The organism is Paenibacillus sp. FSL R7-0652 (assembly GCF_038595045.1).
Taxonomy (GTDB): domain Bacteria; phylum Bacillota; class Bacilli; order Paenibacillales; family Paenibacillaceae; genus Paenibacillus.
The window spans coordinates 2,323,784-2,341,505 of record NZ_CP152001.1 but is presented as its reverse complement, the minus strand read 5'-3'; the positions used below and the strand labels follow the sequence as shown (position 1 = coordinate 2,341,505).

Annotated in this window: 12 protein-coding genes; 3 read left to right on the top strand and 9 right to left on the bottom strand. The window is 48.7% G+C overall.

Annotated elements, in window-relative coordinates:
• The 7 genes from MKY97_RS10690 to MKY97_RS10660 form a co-directional block, all read right to left on the bottom strand.
• Entirely contained in the window at positions 1-1,773 is a 1,773-nt protein-coding gene (locus MKY97_RS10690; protein WP_342555414.1) for a sensor histidine kinase, read from the bottom strand.
• Positions 1,774-1,839: 66 nt separating this feature from the next.
• The gene (locus MKY97_RS10685; RefSeq protein ID WP_342555413.1) at positions 1,840-3,381 is read right to left on the bottom strand and encodes a response regulator transcription factor; all 1,542 of its coding nucleotides are present in this window, start codon (positions 3,379-3,381) and stop codon (positions 1,840-1,842) included.
• Between the two features lie 283 nt (positions 3,382-3,664).
• Positions 3,665-6,739: a X2-like carbohydrate binding domain-containing protein gene (locus MKY97_RS10680; RefSeq protein ID WP_342555412.1), complete on the bottom strand. Its 3,075-nt coding sequence runs from the start codon at positions 6,737-6,739 to the stop codon at positions 3,665-3,667.
• 385 nt (positions 6,740-7,124) lie between these two features.
• The gene (locus tag MKY97_RS10675; RefSeq protein WP_342555411.1) at positions 7,125-8,006 is read right to left on the bottom strand and encodes an SMP-30/gluconolactonase/LRE family protein; all 882 of its coding nucleotides are present in this window, start codon (positions 8,004-8,006) and stop codon (positions 7,125-7,127) included.
• 14 nt (positions 8,007-8,020) lie between these two features.
• A complete protein-coding gene (locus tag MKY97_RS10670; protein WP_342555410.1) occupies positions 8,021-8,680 on the bottom strand; it encodes an SGNH/GDSL hydrolase family protein in 660 nt (219 codons plus the stop codon).
• A gap of 67 nt (positions 8,681-8,747) precedes the next feature.
• Positions 8,748-9,539: an alpha/beta hydrolase gene (locus tag MKY97_RS10665; RefSeq protein ID WP_342555409.1), complete on the bottom strand. Its 792-nt coding sequence runs from the start codon at positions 9,537-9,539 to the stop codon at positions 8,748-8,750.
• A gap of 136 nt (positions 9,540-9,675) precedes the next feature.
• Entirely contained in the window at positions 9,676-10,509 is an 834-nt protein-coding gene (locus tag MKY97_RS10660; protein WP_342555408.1) for a helix-turn-helix transcriptional regulator, read from the bottom strand.
• A 125-nt stretch (positions 10,510-10,634) separates the two neighbouring features.
• Here MKY97_RS10660 and MKY97_RS10655 point away from each other — a divergent pair, with 125 nt between their 5' ends.
• On the top strand, positions 10,635-12,665 hold the full coding sequence (locus MKY97_RS10655; RefSeq protein WP_342555407.1) for a beta-galactosidase: 2,031 nt from the start codon (positions 10,635-10,637) through the stop codon (positions 12,663-12,665).
• Positions 12,666-12,803: 138 nt separating this feature from the next.
• Here the strand turns inward: MKY97_RS10655 and MKY97_RS10650 are convergent, their stop codons facing one another.
• Together MKY97_RS10650 and MKY97_RS10645 are read right to left on the bottom strand one after the other, a co-directional pair.
• On the bottom strand, positions 12,804-14,318 hold the full coding sequence (locus MKY97_RS10650; RefSeq protein ID WP_342555406.1) for an altronate dehydratase family protein: 1,515 nt from the start codon (positions 14,316-14,318) through the stop codon (positions 12,804-12,806).
• Positions 14,315-15,832: a tagaturonate reductase gene (locus tag MKY97_RS10645; RefSeq protein ID WP_342555405.1), complete on the bottom strand. Its 1,518-nt coding sequence runs from the start codon at positions 15,830-15,832 to the stop codon at positions 14,315-14,317. The genes MKY97_RS10650 and MKY97_RS10645 overlap by 4 nt, the downstream gene beginning before the upstream one ends.
• A gap of 185 nt (positions 15,833-16,017) precedes the next feature.
• Here MKY97_RS10645 and MKY97_RS10640 point away from each other — a divergent pair, with 185 nt between their 5' ends.
• Entirely contained in the window at positions 16,018-16,896 is an 879-nt protein-coding gene (locus MKY97_RS10640) for an AraC family transcriptional regulator (protein WP_342555404.1), read from the top strand.
• A 101-nt stretch (positions 16,897-16,997) separates the two neighbouring features.
• Positions 16,998-17,675 carry a tetratricopeptide repeat protein gene (locus tag MKY97_RS10635; protein WP_342555403.1) on the top strand — a complete coding sequence of 226 codons (678 nt, stop codon included), beginning with the start codon at positions 16,998-17,000 and terminating at the stop codon, positions 17,673-17,675.
• Positions 17,676-17,722: the final 47 nt, after the last annotated feature.

Genomic DNA, 17,722 nt, shown 5'->3' with positions numbered 1-17,722 from the left:
TTAACCTGTAATCAACGGCAGCGTTACGGTGACTCTTGTACCCTCACCAACCGTGCTCGTAATCGTCACACCATATGGTGATCCGTACAAAAGCTCGATTCGATCATGTACATTCCGAATCCCTATGCCGCTGAACAGCTGCCGATTATTTTGGGGATTGGGCAGCGTTCCTCCCGTATTCAAACCTTCAATGCCATCCCCGTTATCCATAATCTCACAAATTAACGATTCCCCTGCACGGGACACCATGACATGGATCGTACCGGTTTCCTTTTTAATAAATCCATGGAAAAAGGCATTTTCGATAAATGGCTGGATCACCAGCTTGGGAACATGATAATGTGTGCAGTCTGGAGCCACGTAAAAGGCCGCTTTAATTCGTCCGCCATAACGTACATGATTAATGAAGACATAGTTTTTCAGATTCTCAATCTCCTGCTCCACCGTCACCGTTTCCCTGACATCACTAATCGTATTTTGCAGCAGCCCAATCAGCGCATTAATGGTCTCGGCAGCCCGATCTTTATTGCCCTGCTGTACGAGAACTTTGACAGAGGCCAGTGTGTTATACAGGAAATGAGGATTAATCTGGCTCTGCAGTGCTGCAAGTTCCGCATTACGCTGTTCCCGCTGCGTCTGCACGAGTTGATCCACGTAATCGTGCAGCTCATCGAGCATGTAGTTGTAAGCATGGCCAAGCTGCCTGCTTTCATAACTTCCGCTGACCGGAATGTAGTTGTCAAGATCAGACTTTGTAATGTTCGACATCTGTTTGACCAGTCTGCGCAGTGATTTGGTCATCTGACTTGTAATCAGGAATACCAGCAGCAGGGCCCCAAACACAATCGCTGCACAGATTAAGGCGACCGTTTTCAGATCGATAAGCTGTTCCATTGCAGATTCTTTATCAACGATGTTCACCAGATAGAATCGGTAGAATGGCAGATACTCCGATAATATAATGCTTTCCTGACCCATTACCCGTGCCGTGATGTTTTTGGGTGCGGTTTCCTTAATCTTCTCCGCGTAAGATAACAGTTCCGGTTGGATCGTACCCATCCAGTCTTCCCGGTTAGAGGATACGATCTCTCCTTGTTCGTTCATGACGACGACATCATTGCCTCGGCTTGTAAAATTAGCGTAGAACTGACGGAAAGCCTCTTCTCTCATCGTAATATAAACCATGCCATAGATCCGGCTTCTTGTTCGATCCGTTAAGGCCTTGGTCGCAGATATCATCTGCAGTTTGCCTTCCTTGGTCTGACTGTAGTAGTCATCAAAGATCAGCCGGCTCGGTGACTGGACCGCGGCTTTCGTAATAGGTTCCTGCTTCAATTCCTCACCCGTCTTCTGAATGTAAGAGGGATTGGTCGAGAAACTTCGCCCATTCACACCCGCTATCGTAATACCTACCTCGTAAAAGTCAATGATGGTTTGAACACGTTTCATCGTTTCCCGCATATTATAGTATGATTTGGACAAAGCGACGGAGTCTCCGTCCCCCTCCGACAAAAAAGTGCGGATCGCACCACTTTGAGCTACGTTGTTGGTTACTGCGGCGATCGAGTCGTTAAATGCATCAAAATTAGTCTTGATCTGGCTGAGCACCTTCGAGTTTGTAATACTGAAGGTTTCCGTAAACAGGTTGGTAGACATATGAATCGTTGTCCATAATATGAGTACAGATACCAGAACAATACTGACGACCATAACCAAAATCAGCTTGGGAAATAATCCGAGACGAGACAAGCCGTTATTGATCCACTTTTTCATGAAATAATCTCATCCATTTCTTTATGCTTCTATCCATACACTCTTGGCTGCTCAACTTGATAGATCTTATGCCCAGAATTTACGCCGGTAACGGCTGGGTGATAATCCTGTGAATTTTTTAAACACCTTACAGAAGTAACTGTGATCAGAATACCCGACCATACTGCTGATTTCTGATATCGTAACATCATCGGATCGCAGCAGTTCTTCCGCTTTTTCAATACGAATCTTGTTTAGATATTCATTAAAGCCTTCTTTTTTATGGGATGAGAAATAGCTGGACAAATACGACGGATTAAAATGGAAATGCTTGGCCACTTCGGATAGTCCTAGAGGCTGATCATAGTGTTCATGCATGTAATCCAGCAGCATCTTCATATTCGGATCACTTCGCCTGCCTCCTGCACCCGTGACACACTCCTGAACCTCATTCATAAATTGATCCAGCACCTGCATAACTTCATTCAGACTTGAAGCACTGTCGACATTTTTGAAATACGTATATTTGCTTTCTTCCAATCCAGAAGATTGAACATCCATATCCGCCAGCGTAATCGTAACATTGAAGATCAGGTTGCCCAGAAACGACTTGATCTCAAATACATCCGCAACGTAGTCTTTCCCCAGTGATGCTGCATGATCATGCAGATACTCTCTGGCTGCCTCCACCCGGTTACGTTTCACATGCTGCAAAAACATATTGACATTGAATTGGTATCCTGCAGGATGCATCGGTGGAAGTTCACCATCAATCAGAATGGAACGCTTCGTATAATAGAAGCAAAATTCCATTAATTTAATCAGGCGCTCGCGGTAAACCTCACCCATCTTTTCAAATGAATTAAATTTTTCGCTAAGCACCCATACCGGACCATGCTGCCCAGCTCCCACTTCACCAGCCCACGCTCTGATTTGCTCAACCATATTTTCATCCTGCTCAGGACTAACATTCAGCAGCATAACAGGTAAACGGCTTTCGCCAGGTAAAACGGCACATTCAATCTCAGGCATCCGCTTTCGAACCTCAGTTTCAATCTGTTCATGATCCTGATTTTTCATACTGCGGTCAGCGGGCTGGAAGGCAAGTAAACGAAAAGCGCCTAACGGGAAGCTTTCCCGAATGGTTGGCATTTCCTCGTCTTCGTCCAGCGTGAATCCGGACAGCATCTTCTCCATCAGCTGCCCAAGCCGCCAGCCTTCATGTGAAGGCTCGTACTTGAGCTCAGGTATTTTGCCGGCGGTACGTCTCAATACTTCCAGCAGTTCATTAGTGTCCAGTTTAGGTTTGAGAATATAATCCGCGGCCCCGTGCTGCAGTGTGGATCGAACATACTCGAATTCACTGAAGCTGCTCAGTACGATGACCTCAATATGCGGATAACCTGCCTTGAGTGTGCGGACGAATGTTTCACCATCCATAACCGGCATCACGATGTCAGTTATGACAATATCCGGTTTTAACAGCTCCACCTGCTGCAAACCCTCTTCACCATTGGACGCTTCTCCTACAATATTAAATCCTTCAGCTTCCCAGTTCATGTGGTGTTTGATACCCTGTCTAACCAGAAATTCATCGTCAACAATCAGCACCTTGCACAGCCGGTTCATGATCGCGACCCCCCTGTCTCATCTATCACTCTATTTCTCTACAGTCTCACCCTTTATATGTCTGTAAATGAAGTCTGCCCTTGTTAGCGGTTACATTAGTATTAAAATAATCGTACATCTTGTTATATCTTAAATCCTATGTTTAAGCAATAGTAACTCCCCATAGTTTACACTATAATTCGACAAAACAAGAAGTCCCAAAACGCCGCTTCCTATTCCGGCGTCTTGAGACCTCTTAATCTTTTCTACTGCAATAAGTTCATCAAAAACCTGGAGCCTGACGTTACGGCTCCATACCCCATTGAAGCTGATCCGCAACATATCCGGTTACTTTGGACCAGTCCGCATAGGATGTGAGGGAATCCGCGAAGGAATAATCATCCGTTTGAGTATAGCTCGTCCAGTTCTCTTTGGAAAAACGAGTCTGTATTTCCGTGTTCTGTCCCGGGTTCAGTGTTCCAGCCGAGGTCTTGAATCCAATCTCAAGCATATGATCGGCTCCAGGAAGACCGGGGCTTAATGAACGAAATGTACCGATAATATTGTCGTTACCGACAGCTGCCCAGTCACAGAAAAACTGTTGAGGCTGACTGCCATCTATCGTGTAATAATACCGAATCTTCACATCCGACAGATTCAGTGGATCCGTACCTGTATTGGTCAATCTGAACTTGGGATTAATAGAGCTGCTGGATGCGGATGTTGTTCCGTTGTACATTTCGATACGGATGGTTCCATCCGGCACAACCACCGTTGTATCTTTAACCGTCAGGTTCAGCACTGCAGGGCTGCCTGCGCTGAATTGGAATGTGAACACGGCAGCTCCTTTTGGCAGTGAGGCTAGATAGGTTTTATTTAATACAACCTGATTGCCTGTCACAGTATAGTCCGTACCGGAAGCAAGTACCGTATTCCCGTTACGAATGGATGTCAGGGTGTTGCCATTGAGTGTTAACGTCACTGGAACGTCGGCCTGATGCTCCGTATTCAAATCAAACTGTGCCGTTACAGGGGTAATGGTAGAATTCGGTATCGTCGGTGTACCGCCATTGCCGTTAACCGGATCTGCATACAAGATTCCGCGTCCATTTGTACCCAGATACACTCTGCCATAAATACGTGGGTCTCCTGTAATCGTCGTTACTCGAGCATATTGGTGCTGGTCATCATTGATCCGTACCCAGCTTGCTCCACCGTCATCCGAGCGGAAAAATCCACGGGTTCCATCGATTTGTGCCACCGTATACAAGGCGACAACACTCTGCCCAGGTGCTGCCTTACCAAAACCGATGCTGTCAGCTTCCTCTACATTGGCAAGCTTCGTGAATGTGGCTCCCGAATCAGTCGAATGCCACAAGCCATAAGGCCCTTCTTCTTCATCTCCTCCTGCAAACCACAGTTCACCTTCTACCCCCGGTACAGCATCAAGATCCGAATTTCCTGAGACTGGAAGCCCGGCAGCCGGAGATATGCTGAACGACGCTCCGCCATTAACACTAACGTAAATTTTCCCTGCTGCGAAGCCATAGAACTTGTTCGGGTTGACCCGGTCGGAAATCACTTTAGCCCCTGCTGGTATACCTGTACTTGCTGTCCATGAATTACCACCATCAGAGTGGAATACCCCGCGATCCGATGTGCTCCAGACCAGACGGCTGCCTGTCGCCGAGATGGCAACGGTTCCGCCTCCGGCAGTGCCTGACGGCTCTGCGCTTGCTTTGTACCACGTTTTTCCTCCATCACTGGATAAGCCAATAGACTTCGCGTTGGGATCAACGGTGTAATCTGCTTTACCCACACGTACCATCGTGTTTGGATTCAATTCCGCAAAGTCAATGCTCTCCGTTGAAGGATAGTTTGGATTCGTGAACATCGTTTCCGGAGCTTTGGTCAGATCGTCATGACGGAACCCGGCAACGTCACCCAGAGCACTCAGCAGATTCGCTCCGCTTGGTGGGCTGATCAGATCCATGACGTTGGTTTCTTCAATGCCTTTAGCCATAACGGAGAGGTTAATCTTCTTATCTGCATCCCAATCCGTAAGATTGTTTGTTCCGTAGATGGTGGCCCCCGTTCCATACATCAAACGATCGGAATCAAAGGGGTCAATCTCCAGCGCGTCAATCATCCAGCCCAGTTTCGGTGTGATCTCAGGCGGCGCAGGATTCACACCAAACGTTAACCAAGGGGCTGCCGAAATATCCTGCGTATATCTGAATTTGCGATCAGGATATCCTTCAAAATCCCATATACGTGTCCAGGTGTCTCCACCGTCTTTACTTCGGAACAGAATGGCATCCGGCCACCAGGAATTCAGTGTGGCAACCATTATTGTACCAGGTTCCTGTGCGTCAATGGCCAACCCCCCGTAACCATAGTAGTTATCTGAACTGCTGCTCGGTACGGGGCTAATATTCTTCCATACGCCTGTCGCTGTGTTCAGCTTCCAGACATCCCCCTTCGTTCCGTCATAGGGTCCAGCACCGTTGCTGTAAGTAATATACAAACTTCCATCGACATCCATTTTCCCATGATGAGGCAGGTAACCTGTCGGCTGCCCAGAAACCGCATCCCAAGTCAAACCACCGTCTGTACTGCGGTATATGCTTTCACTTTTGTCCGCCACCCCGACATAAATCGTCTGGGATGCCTGTCCGGCGGTGCCGCTCGTTTCATCAAAGGTGATCCAGGCCAAGCCTATAATGTCACTCGTATACTCGTTGGCTGGGTTTTCAACATAATTACCTGGATTCGGAAAACTGGTGACTTTACTCCAGGTTACTCCATAATCCGTACTTTTCCATAGTCCGTTACCGCTGCGAGCTCCAAAGTATAAAATCCGGTGATCGTTCGGATCAATGGCCAGACGCTCTCCCATGGAACGTCCAGGCATGTTGCCGCCTACCTTGAAGGGCAGCTCTGTTTTTTCCCACGTATCTCCCCGGTCTGTGGAACGAAAAATATAACCGTTATCCTTCACCCATGAGTTGGTATACGTTCCTACCGCCATATACACCCGGTCGGGATCGACAGGGTCGGAGGCAAGTGCGTCTACTCCGTTATTGTTCCAGTCATCCCATCCTACAAAATCCGTCAGCGGAGTCCAGCTGCTGTCTGCCGGATTCCAGCGATAGGCCCCTCCGATATCTGTTCGTGCGTAGATTAAATCCTTCTCGGACTCATTAAAAATGATACCTGGAATAAAACCTCCGCCTCCGCCAGTGACAACGTTTTTCCATTCATAAGCTTCACTCGGCGCTGCCGCGGAAGTTCCAGCCATCCCCATGCCGCCCAGTGAAGCCGCCACAATCGCTGCACTCAAACTTATCATTCGCAGCTTGCTCATCCATGATCTCATCTCAATATACCTCCCTTTCCTGTTTGAACGTTTCAGGCAACCCGGTCTATCCCCGCTGTCTCATCCTGCTGATGATGGCGTTTCAGACGAAATCACAGCTGCTTCTTATAAGGAAAATCCACCTCCCTTCATTTATGGTTAAGCGCTTACAAAATCACTCATTCAAAAACCATAAAATGTATTATTACTTCAATAATTAACATTCGATGGAAAACGTTTTTTTCCTTTGTTTGAAAACTCTTTTTTTAAAAAGTTTTCTAGCGATAGTTCTAACAGAGATGACATACCAGGCGTGCACGACAAAACAAGGGGAAATGAGCTCAAAGAAAAAGATGCTGTTCTCACAGCATCTCTGATCCATTCATATTTTGTCGGTACACTTTGCTTACGCTTTCCGTCCATAGACATGTGTTTCCTGCCCTTTTACGCCAGGCTTCACCACAAATAATGAGCCTGCTAGCGGCGTTTCCTGTAATCGTTCTTCCTTGATTCCGATCCGTGCGGTAGTAATATACAGATCTTCGAGGTCAGGCCCGCCAAAACAGCAGGACGTTACCTGATCTGCTGGCACGTCTATCTGCTGCAGCAGTTCCGATGTATCGGGATTCCAGCGGGTAACTCTCCCGCCGCCCCAATGTGCAACCCACAGCATGCCTTCAGCATCTACAGTCATCCCGTCCGGGAATCCCATGTCTTCCGGAACCGAGACGACGCTGGTCCGATTGGAGATCGTGCCGGAAGCCAGATCAAAATCAAAACGGTCAACGGAACGTGTCGGCGTATCAATGTAATACATGAACTTGCGATCCGGGCTCCAGCCGAGACCATTGGATGTAGATACGTGCTGCACCATGGTCCGTACGGTCTTCCCTTCTTCCAGACAATAGAGTGATCCAGCCTTTTCCTCATTGTTCAGACTCATCGTGCCAGCCCAGAAACGGCCATAAGCATCGCATTTTCCATCGTTGAATCGATTCGTTGATTTGTCCTGCTCCGGGTCTGCAATGGCCTCCCGTTCACCCGTGAGCAGATGGTATGTATAGAATCCGCTGCGAAGAGCAGCGATGACCTCATCTCCGCGATAGGGAACGACTGCTCCGACATGCTCACCCACGTCATAGGCTCGATCCTCACCTGTGAGCGGATTGTATGCGTGTATTTTAAAACCTTCAATATCTACCCATAACAAACGGTTATTTTCTGCATCCCAGCTTGGTCCTTCTCCCAATTGTGCCGGCGTATCCACAACTACAGTTACATTACTCATATCCTCGTTCCTCCTCAGGATTTTGGTTTCCCGGACCACTCAAAGCCAATCGCATCCAGGAAAGCCTTGCTTAGTACCATGTGACCTGCTGCATCCGGGTGTACTCTGTCATGTGTAAGTACGGATGTATAAAAATGTTCCCACAGCGGCTCGAATGCTGCCTGTGTATCTACAAACAGAGCATCATATTCAGACGCCACTCTGCGAACAGCCTCACCATAGATATCCATCGTGGCCCGCATCGGATCTTCCGGGTTCGCTTCAAGATAATACGGAGTCATCAGCACAAGCCCTTTTAGATTAGGGCGAACAGATGCGACCAGTTCCCTGAGTGTTGTCTCGTATTCTTCCAGAAACACATGTGAATCTGCCAGCGGATGATCAAACTGACGCCATACATCGTTAATACCGATCATCACTGTCAGCCAATCGGGCTTCAATTCGAGCACGTCTCGTTCCCAGCGCTGCTTCAAATCACGGACGGTATTCCCGCTATTACCCACATTCTGTACACGAAGCAACAATTCAGGATAAATCGAACGTAACAGTGCATTAACCTGGCCCACAAACCCATGACCAAGCCCCGAGCTTCCTTCCCCGACAGGATGTGCACGTCCGCAATCCGTAATGGAATCCCCGATAAAAAGAAGCTTGTCATTCTTTTGCAATTTCATAGTTCTGTTCTCCTTTGCAGATAAGAAGTACGATATGGTTATTTGCAGAACGGAATACGTACTGTTATTACCAGCCTTGATTTTTAAGCCATGTGAGGCACAGATCAGACCATACACGCACGGCATTATCGTTCTCCGCCAGCCCCAAGCCGTGTGGACCTTTTTCAAATACATGCAGATCATATGGAATTCCATGTATCCCTAAAGCCAGAGCATATCGCAAACTATTCTCTACGGGTACAGCCTGATCATTACTGGTGTGCCAGATGAATGCTTCCGGAGCATCTGCTTTAACCCGCTGCTCTGCACTAAAAGCCCGAATCTGTTCGTCCGATGCATCCTCGCCCAGCAAATTGATACGTGAGCCCTCATGTCCGTAAGATCCCATCGTAATGACCGGATAGCAGAGAATGACACGGTCTGGACGAGAGCTGTACCGTTCAATCCAATCTTCATGGTCCGGTTGTCCATCATCATACTGTGTTCCCAACGTTGCTGTTAAATGGCCGCCCGCCGAAAAACCAAGCACAGCGATCTTGGACGGGTTGATTCCGTATTGTTCTGCATGGGCACGAACATAGCGGATGGCTCGCTGTCCGTCAGCCTTAGGCGCTGGATGACGATGCGGCGCTACCCGATACTTGAGTACAAAAGCACTAATCCCGGCACGGTTTAACAACGCTGCTATTGGTGCACCCTCGTGATCAGCGAGACCACCATAACCGCCTCCTGGACATACAATGACAGCGCTCTCGGAACCAGGTTGAATAAAAGGGATCAGATGCGGCATTTCGTCTTCACGACCTGCAGCCGCATAGGGGGCCGCCTGCTCCCACAAAGGAATAATTGAACTCATCATATGGCTCATCCTCTCTCGTTGGCACGGATTACATCCGTTTAATCGTTTTCGATTCTAGGATTCGATACCATCATAACGGCAACAGGAAGAAGCATCAATACCCTTCTGTATATCTTTTTGTTCAACTTGGTCCTAATTAGTACAAGTTACGGAACTGCTCCGGTGTGACCCCTTCAGTTCGCCGGAAAGTTGCAACAAAATGACTGGCATCCCGAAATCCGGCCCGTGCCGCGGTCTCCTTAATCGTAAGGTCTGTACTTCCGGTCAGCATTTCTTTGGCTTTACGTAGGCGAAGCAGGATGAAATAACTATAGGCGGTTATGCCGAAGGACTGTTTAAACAGCGTATTCAGATACCTGGACGAGATTCCGGTAATGGATGCCATCTGCTCCAGCCCAATGCCAGGGTCACTATAATGCTGCTCCATGAACGCAAGGAGCGGAGCAAGTCTGGTTACAGCATGTGAGATGGAGAAACGATTGCCGGTCATGCCGTGTTTTTTGAGCAGAATTAAAAAACGGTACATATCGGCCGAAGCCTCCAGTCCGGATAAATCCTGGTCGCTCCCGATTGAATCCAGCACCTGCTGCGCATAGTCGCCCAGCGGACTATTCCCATCCCACTGGCGCAGAGCGGTCTCATTTAAACCAAGTGAGTCGACAATGGCGGCACATTGAGAACCACCGAATGTAATATAGATCGTCTCCCATTCACTTTGAGCACGAACATATTCATGCGGCAGGTTTGGCGGAAGCAAAATGCCCGAGGCCGCTCCTATCGTTATGGAAGCGCCGGACAGCTTAAATTCCCCTGCTCCTTTTACCGTCTGGAGCCAGTGATAACACGGGTAACCTGCAGGTCTGGAGACTTTCTCCTGACTGCCGTTATAACCTATGCTCTCAATGTACAGCGGCAGCGGCTGATCCCGCGGTGTCATAAAATAACGTTGATGCCCGGGTGAAATGAGCATAAAAACCTCCTTGCGTACCGTAATATTAAGTTCCGTATTCTTATATACCTCATTACTTTTATTATATTTTAAATGTCATAGGTATCATATAGTATTGGATTATTCTTATACAAGAGGTGAGCGCGGTGATCAGCAGCAAACTACCCAAAATGTTTTATGGAGGCGATTACAACCCTGAACAATGGGATCATGAGACCCACTTGGAAGACCTCCGTATGTTCAAACTGGCAGGCATTGATATGGCAACCATTAACGTCTTTTCCTGGGCACTGATTCAGCCTGATGAAGTGACTTATCGTTTTGAAGATCTGGATCAGCTGATTGATCGTTTGTACCAGAATGGTGTGTACATCTGTCTTGCTACGAGTACCGCTGCACATCCAGCCTGGATGGCCAAAAATTATCCGGACGTGCTGCGCGTGGACACGGACGGGCGCAAACGAAAATTCGGCGGACGACATAACTCTTGTCCGAACAGTCCCACCTACCGCAAGTATTCCGAGATCATCGCGGATAAACTCGCGGAACGATATCAAGATCATCCGGCTGTTCTCGTCTGGCACGTATCCAACGAATACGGCGGCGAGTGTTATTGTGAAAACTGCGAAAAGGCATTTCGTGTCTATCTGAAAAAACGCTACAAGACTATTGAACAGGTGAATAAAGCCTGGAACACAAACTTCTGGGGGCATACGTTCTATGATTGGGACGAAATTGTGCTTCCGAGTAATCTGAGTGAACATTGGGGACATAACAGCTCTTCTTTTCAGGGGATCTCGCTCGACTACTCCCGCTTCAACTCGGACAGTATGCTGGAGTGTTATCTGCTTGAGTATCATGCCATTAAAAAGCATATTCCCGATTCGGTGGTCACAACCAATCTGATGGGCTTTTTCAAACAGTTGGACTACTTCAAATGGGCAAAATATATGGACATTGTCTCCTGGGACAGCTATCCCGGTCTCTCCACACCGATCAGTTATACCGCAATGGCCCATGATCTTATGCGCGGACTCAAAGACGGTCAGCCGTTTATGCTGATGGAGCAGACACCAAGCCAGCAGAACTGGCAGCCTTATAATTCGCTCAAGCGCCCTGGTGTCATGCGTCTGTGGAGTTATCAATCCATCGCACACGGCGCGGACACCGTCATGTTCTTCCAGCTCCGCCGATCAATCGGTGCATGCGAGAAATACCATGGTGCCGTCATTGAACATGCAGGACACGAAAACACACGGGTATTCCGAGAGGTCGCGCAGCTTGGCAGGGAGCTGCAGCAGCTTGGTAATACCACACTAGATGCCGCAGTTCAATCCAAGGTGGCGATTGTATTCGATTGGGATAACTGGTGGGCTATCGAGAAATCAAGCGGGCCAACAGTGGCGCTAAAATATGTCGATCAAATCCATAAATACTACGCGGCCTTCTTTCACCGCAATATTCAAGTGGATATTGTTAGTGTTGACAGCGATATCAGCTCATATGATCTGGTCCTTGCCCCTGTTCTTTACATGGTCAAACCGGGCTTTGCGGCGAAGCTGGAGCAGTTTACAGCTGCAGGCGGTACATTCCTGACCACTTTCTTCAGCGGGATAGTTAATGAACAGGATCTCGTGACCACCGGCGGTTATCCGGGCGAGCTTCGCAGCCTGCTTGGCATCTGGGTCGAAGAGATTGATGCCCTGCTGCCCGATCAGAAAAACAGCATCGTTCTGAAGGAAAAGTTTGGCTCACTTGATGGCGTGTATGAATGCGGAATGCTGTGTGACCTCCTGCACAGCGAAGGTGCGGAAGTGATTGCTGAATATGGCGAGGATTTCTATCAAGGAATGCCTGTGCTTACTCGTAATCCTTTTGGTCTAGGGGAAGCCTGGTATGTCGCCTCCGATCCGGATGACATTTTCCTGGACGGTTTGCTTGCTGAACTGGCAGCAGCCAAAAACATAGAACCTCTGCTTGAAACTCCCCGGGGTGTAGAAGTCTGTGCGCGAACTAAAGACGGGGTAGACTATCTCTTCGTTATGAATCACCACGATTCCGCACAGTCCTATGATCTGGGGGATACAGAAGCTCGTGAACTGTTAACGGGAAAATCGTGTGCAGGACTTATCGAGATTGAAGCACGCGGAGTGCAGATCTTTGAATTCACAGCATAGCGATTCTTCCTGTGCCGAGCGGCTCATCCATGCGTAAGGCATTAAACCTGAATAAGGCAGCAATTCGGCTGTCTGCTGCAAGCAGAGCCGGATTGCTGCCTTATTTTATTTTGCAGCAGGTACGTTTAGTTTAGAAGTTTAGAGAATAACCCCATCTTTGAAGATGGCGATCTCTCGAAAACCGTGCTGCTCACTCAATGTCTGCGCACGTCCTGAAGCAATATCAATGATCTGACTGAATAATTGCTCTTTGACTTGATCCATCGTCTGTCCTTCAAGCAGCTGACCTGCGTTAAAGTCAATCCAGTGCTTTTTACGATTCGCCAAATCCGATTGCGTAGCAATTTTGACCGTAGGGACCGGTCCGCCAAAAGGTGTACCGCGCCCTGTCGTAAACAGCACAATGTGAGCGCCTGCCGCAGATAGAGCCGTCACGGAAACCAGGTCATTGCCGGGTGCCTCGACAATGTTGAGCCCGGTTTTGGTCACTCGTTTACCATACCGCAGCACATCGACGACCGGGGAACGACCTCCCTTTTGCGTACATCCGAGTGATTTCTCTTCAAGTGTAGTGATGCCGCCTGCCTTATTACCCGGTGAAGGATTTTCATAGATATTTTGACCATGATTCACGAAGTACTGCTTGAAGCCGTTCACCAGATCGACCAGATCGTTAAATACATGCTTATCCGCAGCCCGATTCATCAGAATCGTTTCCGCACCAAACATCTCCGGAACCTCCGTCAGAATTGCTGTCCCCCCCGCAGCAACGAGCATGTCGGCAGCAGCACCTACGAGCGGATTCGCAGTAATGCCGGATAAGCCATCCGAACCTCCGCATTTCAAACCAATTTTCAATTTGCTCAGCGGCAGCGGCTGACGTTTCTCCTGCTCCGCAGCCTCAACCAGCTCCTCCATCAAACGCAGTCCTTCTTCAAGCTCATCATCGGTCTCCTGTGCTTTAAGAAAACGTACCTTCTCCCAATATTCCGGTGCGATGCACTCACGGAATTCATCCACTTGGTTGTTCTCACATCCCAGACCGATGACGAGCACACCACCCGCGTTTGGATGTTCCACGAGCGAAGCCAGCAGCTGCTGCGTATATATCAGATCATCCCCAAGCTGTGAGCATCCGAAAGGGTGCGGAAAATGGTATACCCCGTCAACCCGGCTGCCAAATTGGGACTGTCCCATACGTGCAAGGGCTTCACACACCTTGTTAATACATCCTACCGTATTCACAATCCAGATTTCATTACGGATTCCCGCTTCACCATTCGGACGCAGGTAACCATCGAAAGAGCGTAAATGTTCCGGCGGCATGTCTACAGCCATTGGCTGCCCAGGCTGATATTCATATTCAAGCAGTCCATGCAGACCCGTCTTCAAATTATGGCTGTGAATCCAGCTTCCTTGGGCGATCGGTTCCTGTGCAGTACCGATGGAGAAGCCGTATTTCATAACATCTGCTCCTTGTGCGAGATCGTGCACAGCGATTTTGTGTCCTTTCGGCACATCATCCCGCAGTGTAAACCCCGCCCCGTCCGGCAGATCAATACGCTCTCCCTTTACATAATCCCGAAGGGCGATGATGACATCGTCCTGAGGCTGGATCGCAATCCATTCACTCACTGTACTAGTTGTATTCATTTCCCTTCACCTTCCAGTTTACCGATTTCATGGACAAGGGCTGCTCGCAGTCCTTCTTTTTCATCCAGATTCTCTCCCCAGATCCTTTCATCAGAGAGCACGGCAGCAGCTCTTTTCTCCAGCTCAGCTGCCTTATTATTCGAATCTTGGTAACCATCCCAATGTGCCGCCAAAGCCTCCAGCACGTCCGGGTCGTCTCTTAGAGCTATGGATTCACCGTTTAAAAGGTAGGCCTTGTACCCCTCCTCCGTATGCACAGGGCGATATAGGTACAGAAATCCTGCAAAACCTTGGATTAACCGCTCAGGCCAGCTCCCCTGACTCTGTTCGTAAGCGAGAAGAGTAGGCAGTACACGTACTTTGAATTTGCCAGCCGTATTCAGCGCAATGTCCTGCAGCTTGTGATCAATGTAAGGATTCAGGAAGCGTTCAAACACTTCTTCCGCATAGCGCTCCAGTTCAAGCTCAGGCATATCCATCGCAGGCACAATCTCTTCCAGTACGGCTTCCCTGATCCATGAGCTGAACTGCGGGTCCTCCATTGTTTCCCTTACATGCTGTTTACCGCGAAGCAGGCCCAAAGAGGACATCAGCGTATGTGAACCGTTCAGGATGCGAACTTTCCGCAGCTGATAGGGTTTCAGATCTTTTACCCAATGCACATTCAGTCCGGCCTGCTTGAGCGGAAGGCGCTTGTCCAGTGACTCCTCGCCTTGGATCGCCCAGAAATGATAAGGCTCCGCCGTATTGATTAACTGATCTTCATATCCCCAGCGCGCTGTGAGTGCATCCGCTTCTTCCCGAGAAGGTGCACCCGTTACAATGCGATCCACCAGGTTATTCAAGAACAGATTGTGATGCTCAATCCACAAGCGGAAATCATCGGAATATCCGAAGTCTTCGCTATGACGCAGTACACAGCTGCGCAGGACGTCACCATTCCCCTCCAGCAGCTCACATGGAAGATGAACCAATCCTCTGGAAGGATCTCCGTCAAAGCGTACATACCTTTGATGCAGGAAAACGGTTAATTTGCCTGGAAACGATTGAACCGGTTCACCCGGGATATAGTCTGATTGTATATATTTCAAGCCCGATTCCGTTGTGTTCGAGATGACAAACTCAAGCGATGGCAGTTCCGCAAGCTCCAGAAATGTCTGCCATTCCTCATATGGATTAATAAACCGTGAAAAAACAGAAACCATTTCCGTTCGCTCCACACGCTTTCCTTCAAACAGACCTCGCGTAATCATCGTATACAGTCCGTCCTGATCCCGAATCTGCTCAAGCTTGGCCTTTCCCCCAGGCCGAGGCTGTGTAACAGCTACACTGCCATGAAACTTGCCCTGCCGGGCACTTTCATGAAGCATCCAGTCTGCGAATCCCCGTAAAAAATTACCTTCTCCGATCTGCAGTACTTTGACGGGACGTTCAATCATTTCTTTGCATTTGCGCTGACTATCATTACCGAGCAGATGCATCTTTAATCTTGGCCGCTTAGTGCTTGCAGACATGGACACTCACCTCACCGATTATTTGGGAACTCAGAATGCAGCTGCAGAAGCAGCATCCTATTATTGTAAACGCTTTAAATTCATTGTATCATCAATAAAAGGAAATTAAATTGCTTATTTTGTGTTAAATATACTCTTTCATGACTTTATCACATTCAGCGAATCTCGTCTCCAAAGGAGCCCTTATGGAACAATCACCTGTGCGCACGACCATTCATACCGAATCCGGCATTCCATTTCGCCTTGTCTATAGTGATACCAAATCTCCGCAAAATGAGCTGCCGGATCATCTGCATGACTGGCATGAGATTATCTATGTCTATCGGGGACAAGGAAGTATTTTTATCGATACGGGTCTTGAAGATATGCAGGAGGGAGATCTGTTTCTTATTCCTGGCAGCACCGTGCACCGTGCTCTGCCGGATGCCGGCAACCCCGTTACTTCTTCGGCTCTCTTTTTCAGTCCAGGGCTGCTTGCCTCCACGGCCGGAGGAATGTCCTCCTCCCTACTGCATCCGTTCGAACGCTGCCGTCAAAGGCGTGTATACAAAAGACATCTGAACAGCAGCGATCGTATGCAGGTATCTGCACTGATCGACGATATTCATACCGAATTTCGGTCAGATCATCATCTAAGCGCTCACGCTGCACTGCTCCGCCTGCAGCTGCTGCTTATCTTCCTGGAACGACTGGAATCTGCTGCGGGACCCGCTCGCACCGCACCTTCACTTCCTGCTCCGACCTGGCTCTCCTCAACACTGACTGACATCGATCATAAACTGCGAAGCGGGTTATCCTTACCAGATCTCGCACAGCAAGCTGCGGTGTCTCCCGCACACTTCAGCCGCGCTTTCAAGCGATATACAGGTATGACACTGACTGATTATGCCTTGGCCCGCAGAGTCATTATGGCCAAAGAACATCTCGTACAGGGGGATGAAACGATGGCTGCTGTCGCAGATGCTTGCGGTTTTGAGAGCCTGCCCCATTTTTATAGACAGTTCAAAAAACTGACGGGTACTACACCCGCTGCTTACCGGAGAACCATGGTGCGTAATCGCTGAACTATATAGACACACATATTCTTCCAAGAGGGGATATGCTATGATATTCAGGGCGTACGCAGCGTACCGGATACGATTAAAAAGGTACTGGAGTTGAATCTGTGATTATTAAATTCCTCATTTTTGGTCTGCTGTGGCAGATCATTGGCAATCCATTCCTTGCCATTCTGATCCTGCTTGTCATTCTATACTTTCTGGATCGGCGGTTTGTCGGCGTGTTCCCCAGCTTCACCAAACCGTTCAAACGAATGCGCAGCATGTCCCGGCTCAAGCAGCAGCTTGCACTGAATCCGAACGAAGTCTCTTCCAAGCTGGAACTGGCCAGACTGCTGATCGAACGCAAACGTTACGGTGAGGCTCATGCTCTCCTGCTTGAACTGGAACGTCCGTACGAACAATCCGCGGACTATTGGGAAGCTTTGGGTACCGCTGAACTGCACTTGGGCAGCGTCGCAGATGGCGAACGTCATATTTTACATGCGCTTGAGATTAATCCTAGAGTAAAGTACGGCGAGCCTTACCTGAGCCTTGCCGCAGCCTTCAAAGATACGGACCGTGACAAGGCGCTTCATTATGTGCAGCAGTTTCAGGAGATCCACTCCTCCTCCAGTGAAGCCTTCTATCTGCTTGGCTCCGTATATCGTTCGCTGGGCCGCAGCGAAGATGCCAAACAAGCTTTTGAGCAATCCATCCATGTATATCGGACGCTGCCAAAATATAAAAAGCGCCAGGAGCGACGCTGGGCTGTTCGAAGCTGGTTCCGTAAAAGGGGCTTGTAGAGCTGTATTCATGTATGCTGGGTGTGAAAATGAAAAGTGCACGGTCT

Coding starts and splice junctions, on each gene's coding strand:
- MKY97_RS10690 (WP_342555414.1), bottom strand. CDS start 1,773: ATGAAAAAGTGGATCAATAACGGCTTGTCTCGTCTCGGATTATTTCCC.
- MKY97_RS10685 (WP_342555413.1), bottom strand. CDS start 3,381: ATGAACCGGCTGTGCAAGGTGCTGATTGTTGACGATGAATTTCTGGTT.
- MKY97_RS10680 (WP_342555412.1), bottom strand. CDS start 6,739: ATGAGATCATGGATGAGCAAGCTGCGAATGATAAGTTTGAGTGCAGCG.
- MKY97_RS10675 (WP_342555411.1), bottom strand. CDS start 8,006: ATGAGTAATGTAACTGTAGTTGTGGATACGCCGGCACAATTGGGAGAA.
- MKY97_RS10670 (WP_342555410.1), bottom strand. CDS start 8,680: ATGAAATTGCAAAAGAATGACAAGCTTCTTTTTATCGGGGATTCCATT.
- MKY97_RS10665 (WP_342555409.1), bottom strand. CDS start 9,539: ATGATGAGTTCAATTATTCCTTTGTGGGAGCAGGCGGCCCCCTATGCG.
- MKY97_RS10660 (WP_342555408.1), bottom strand. CDS start 10,509: ATGCTCATTTCACCCGGGCATCAACGTTATTTTATGACACCGCGGGAT.
- MKY97_RS10650 (WP_342555406.1), bottom strand. CDS start 14,318: ATGAATACAACTAGTACAGTGAGTGAATGGATTGCGATCCAGCCTCAG.
- MKY97_RS10645 (WP_342555405.1), bottom strand. CDS start 15,832: ATGTCTGCAAGCACTAAGCGGCCAAGATTAAAGATGCATCTGCTCGGT.
- MKY97_RS10640 (WP_342555404.1), top strand. CDS start 16,018: ATGGAACAATCACCTGTGCGCACGACCATTCATACCGAATCCGGCATT.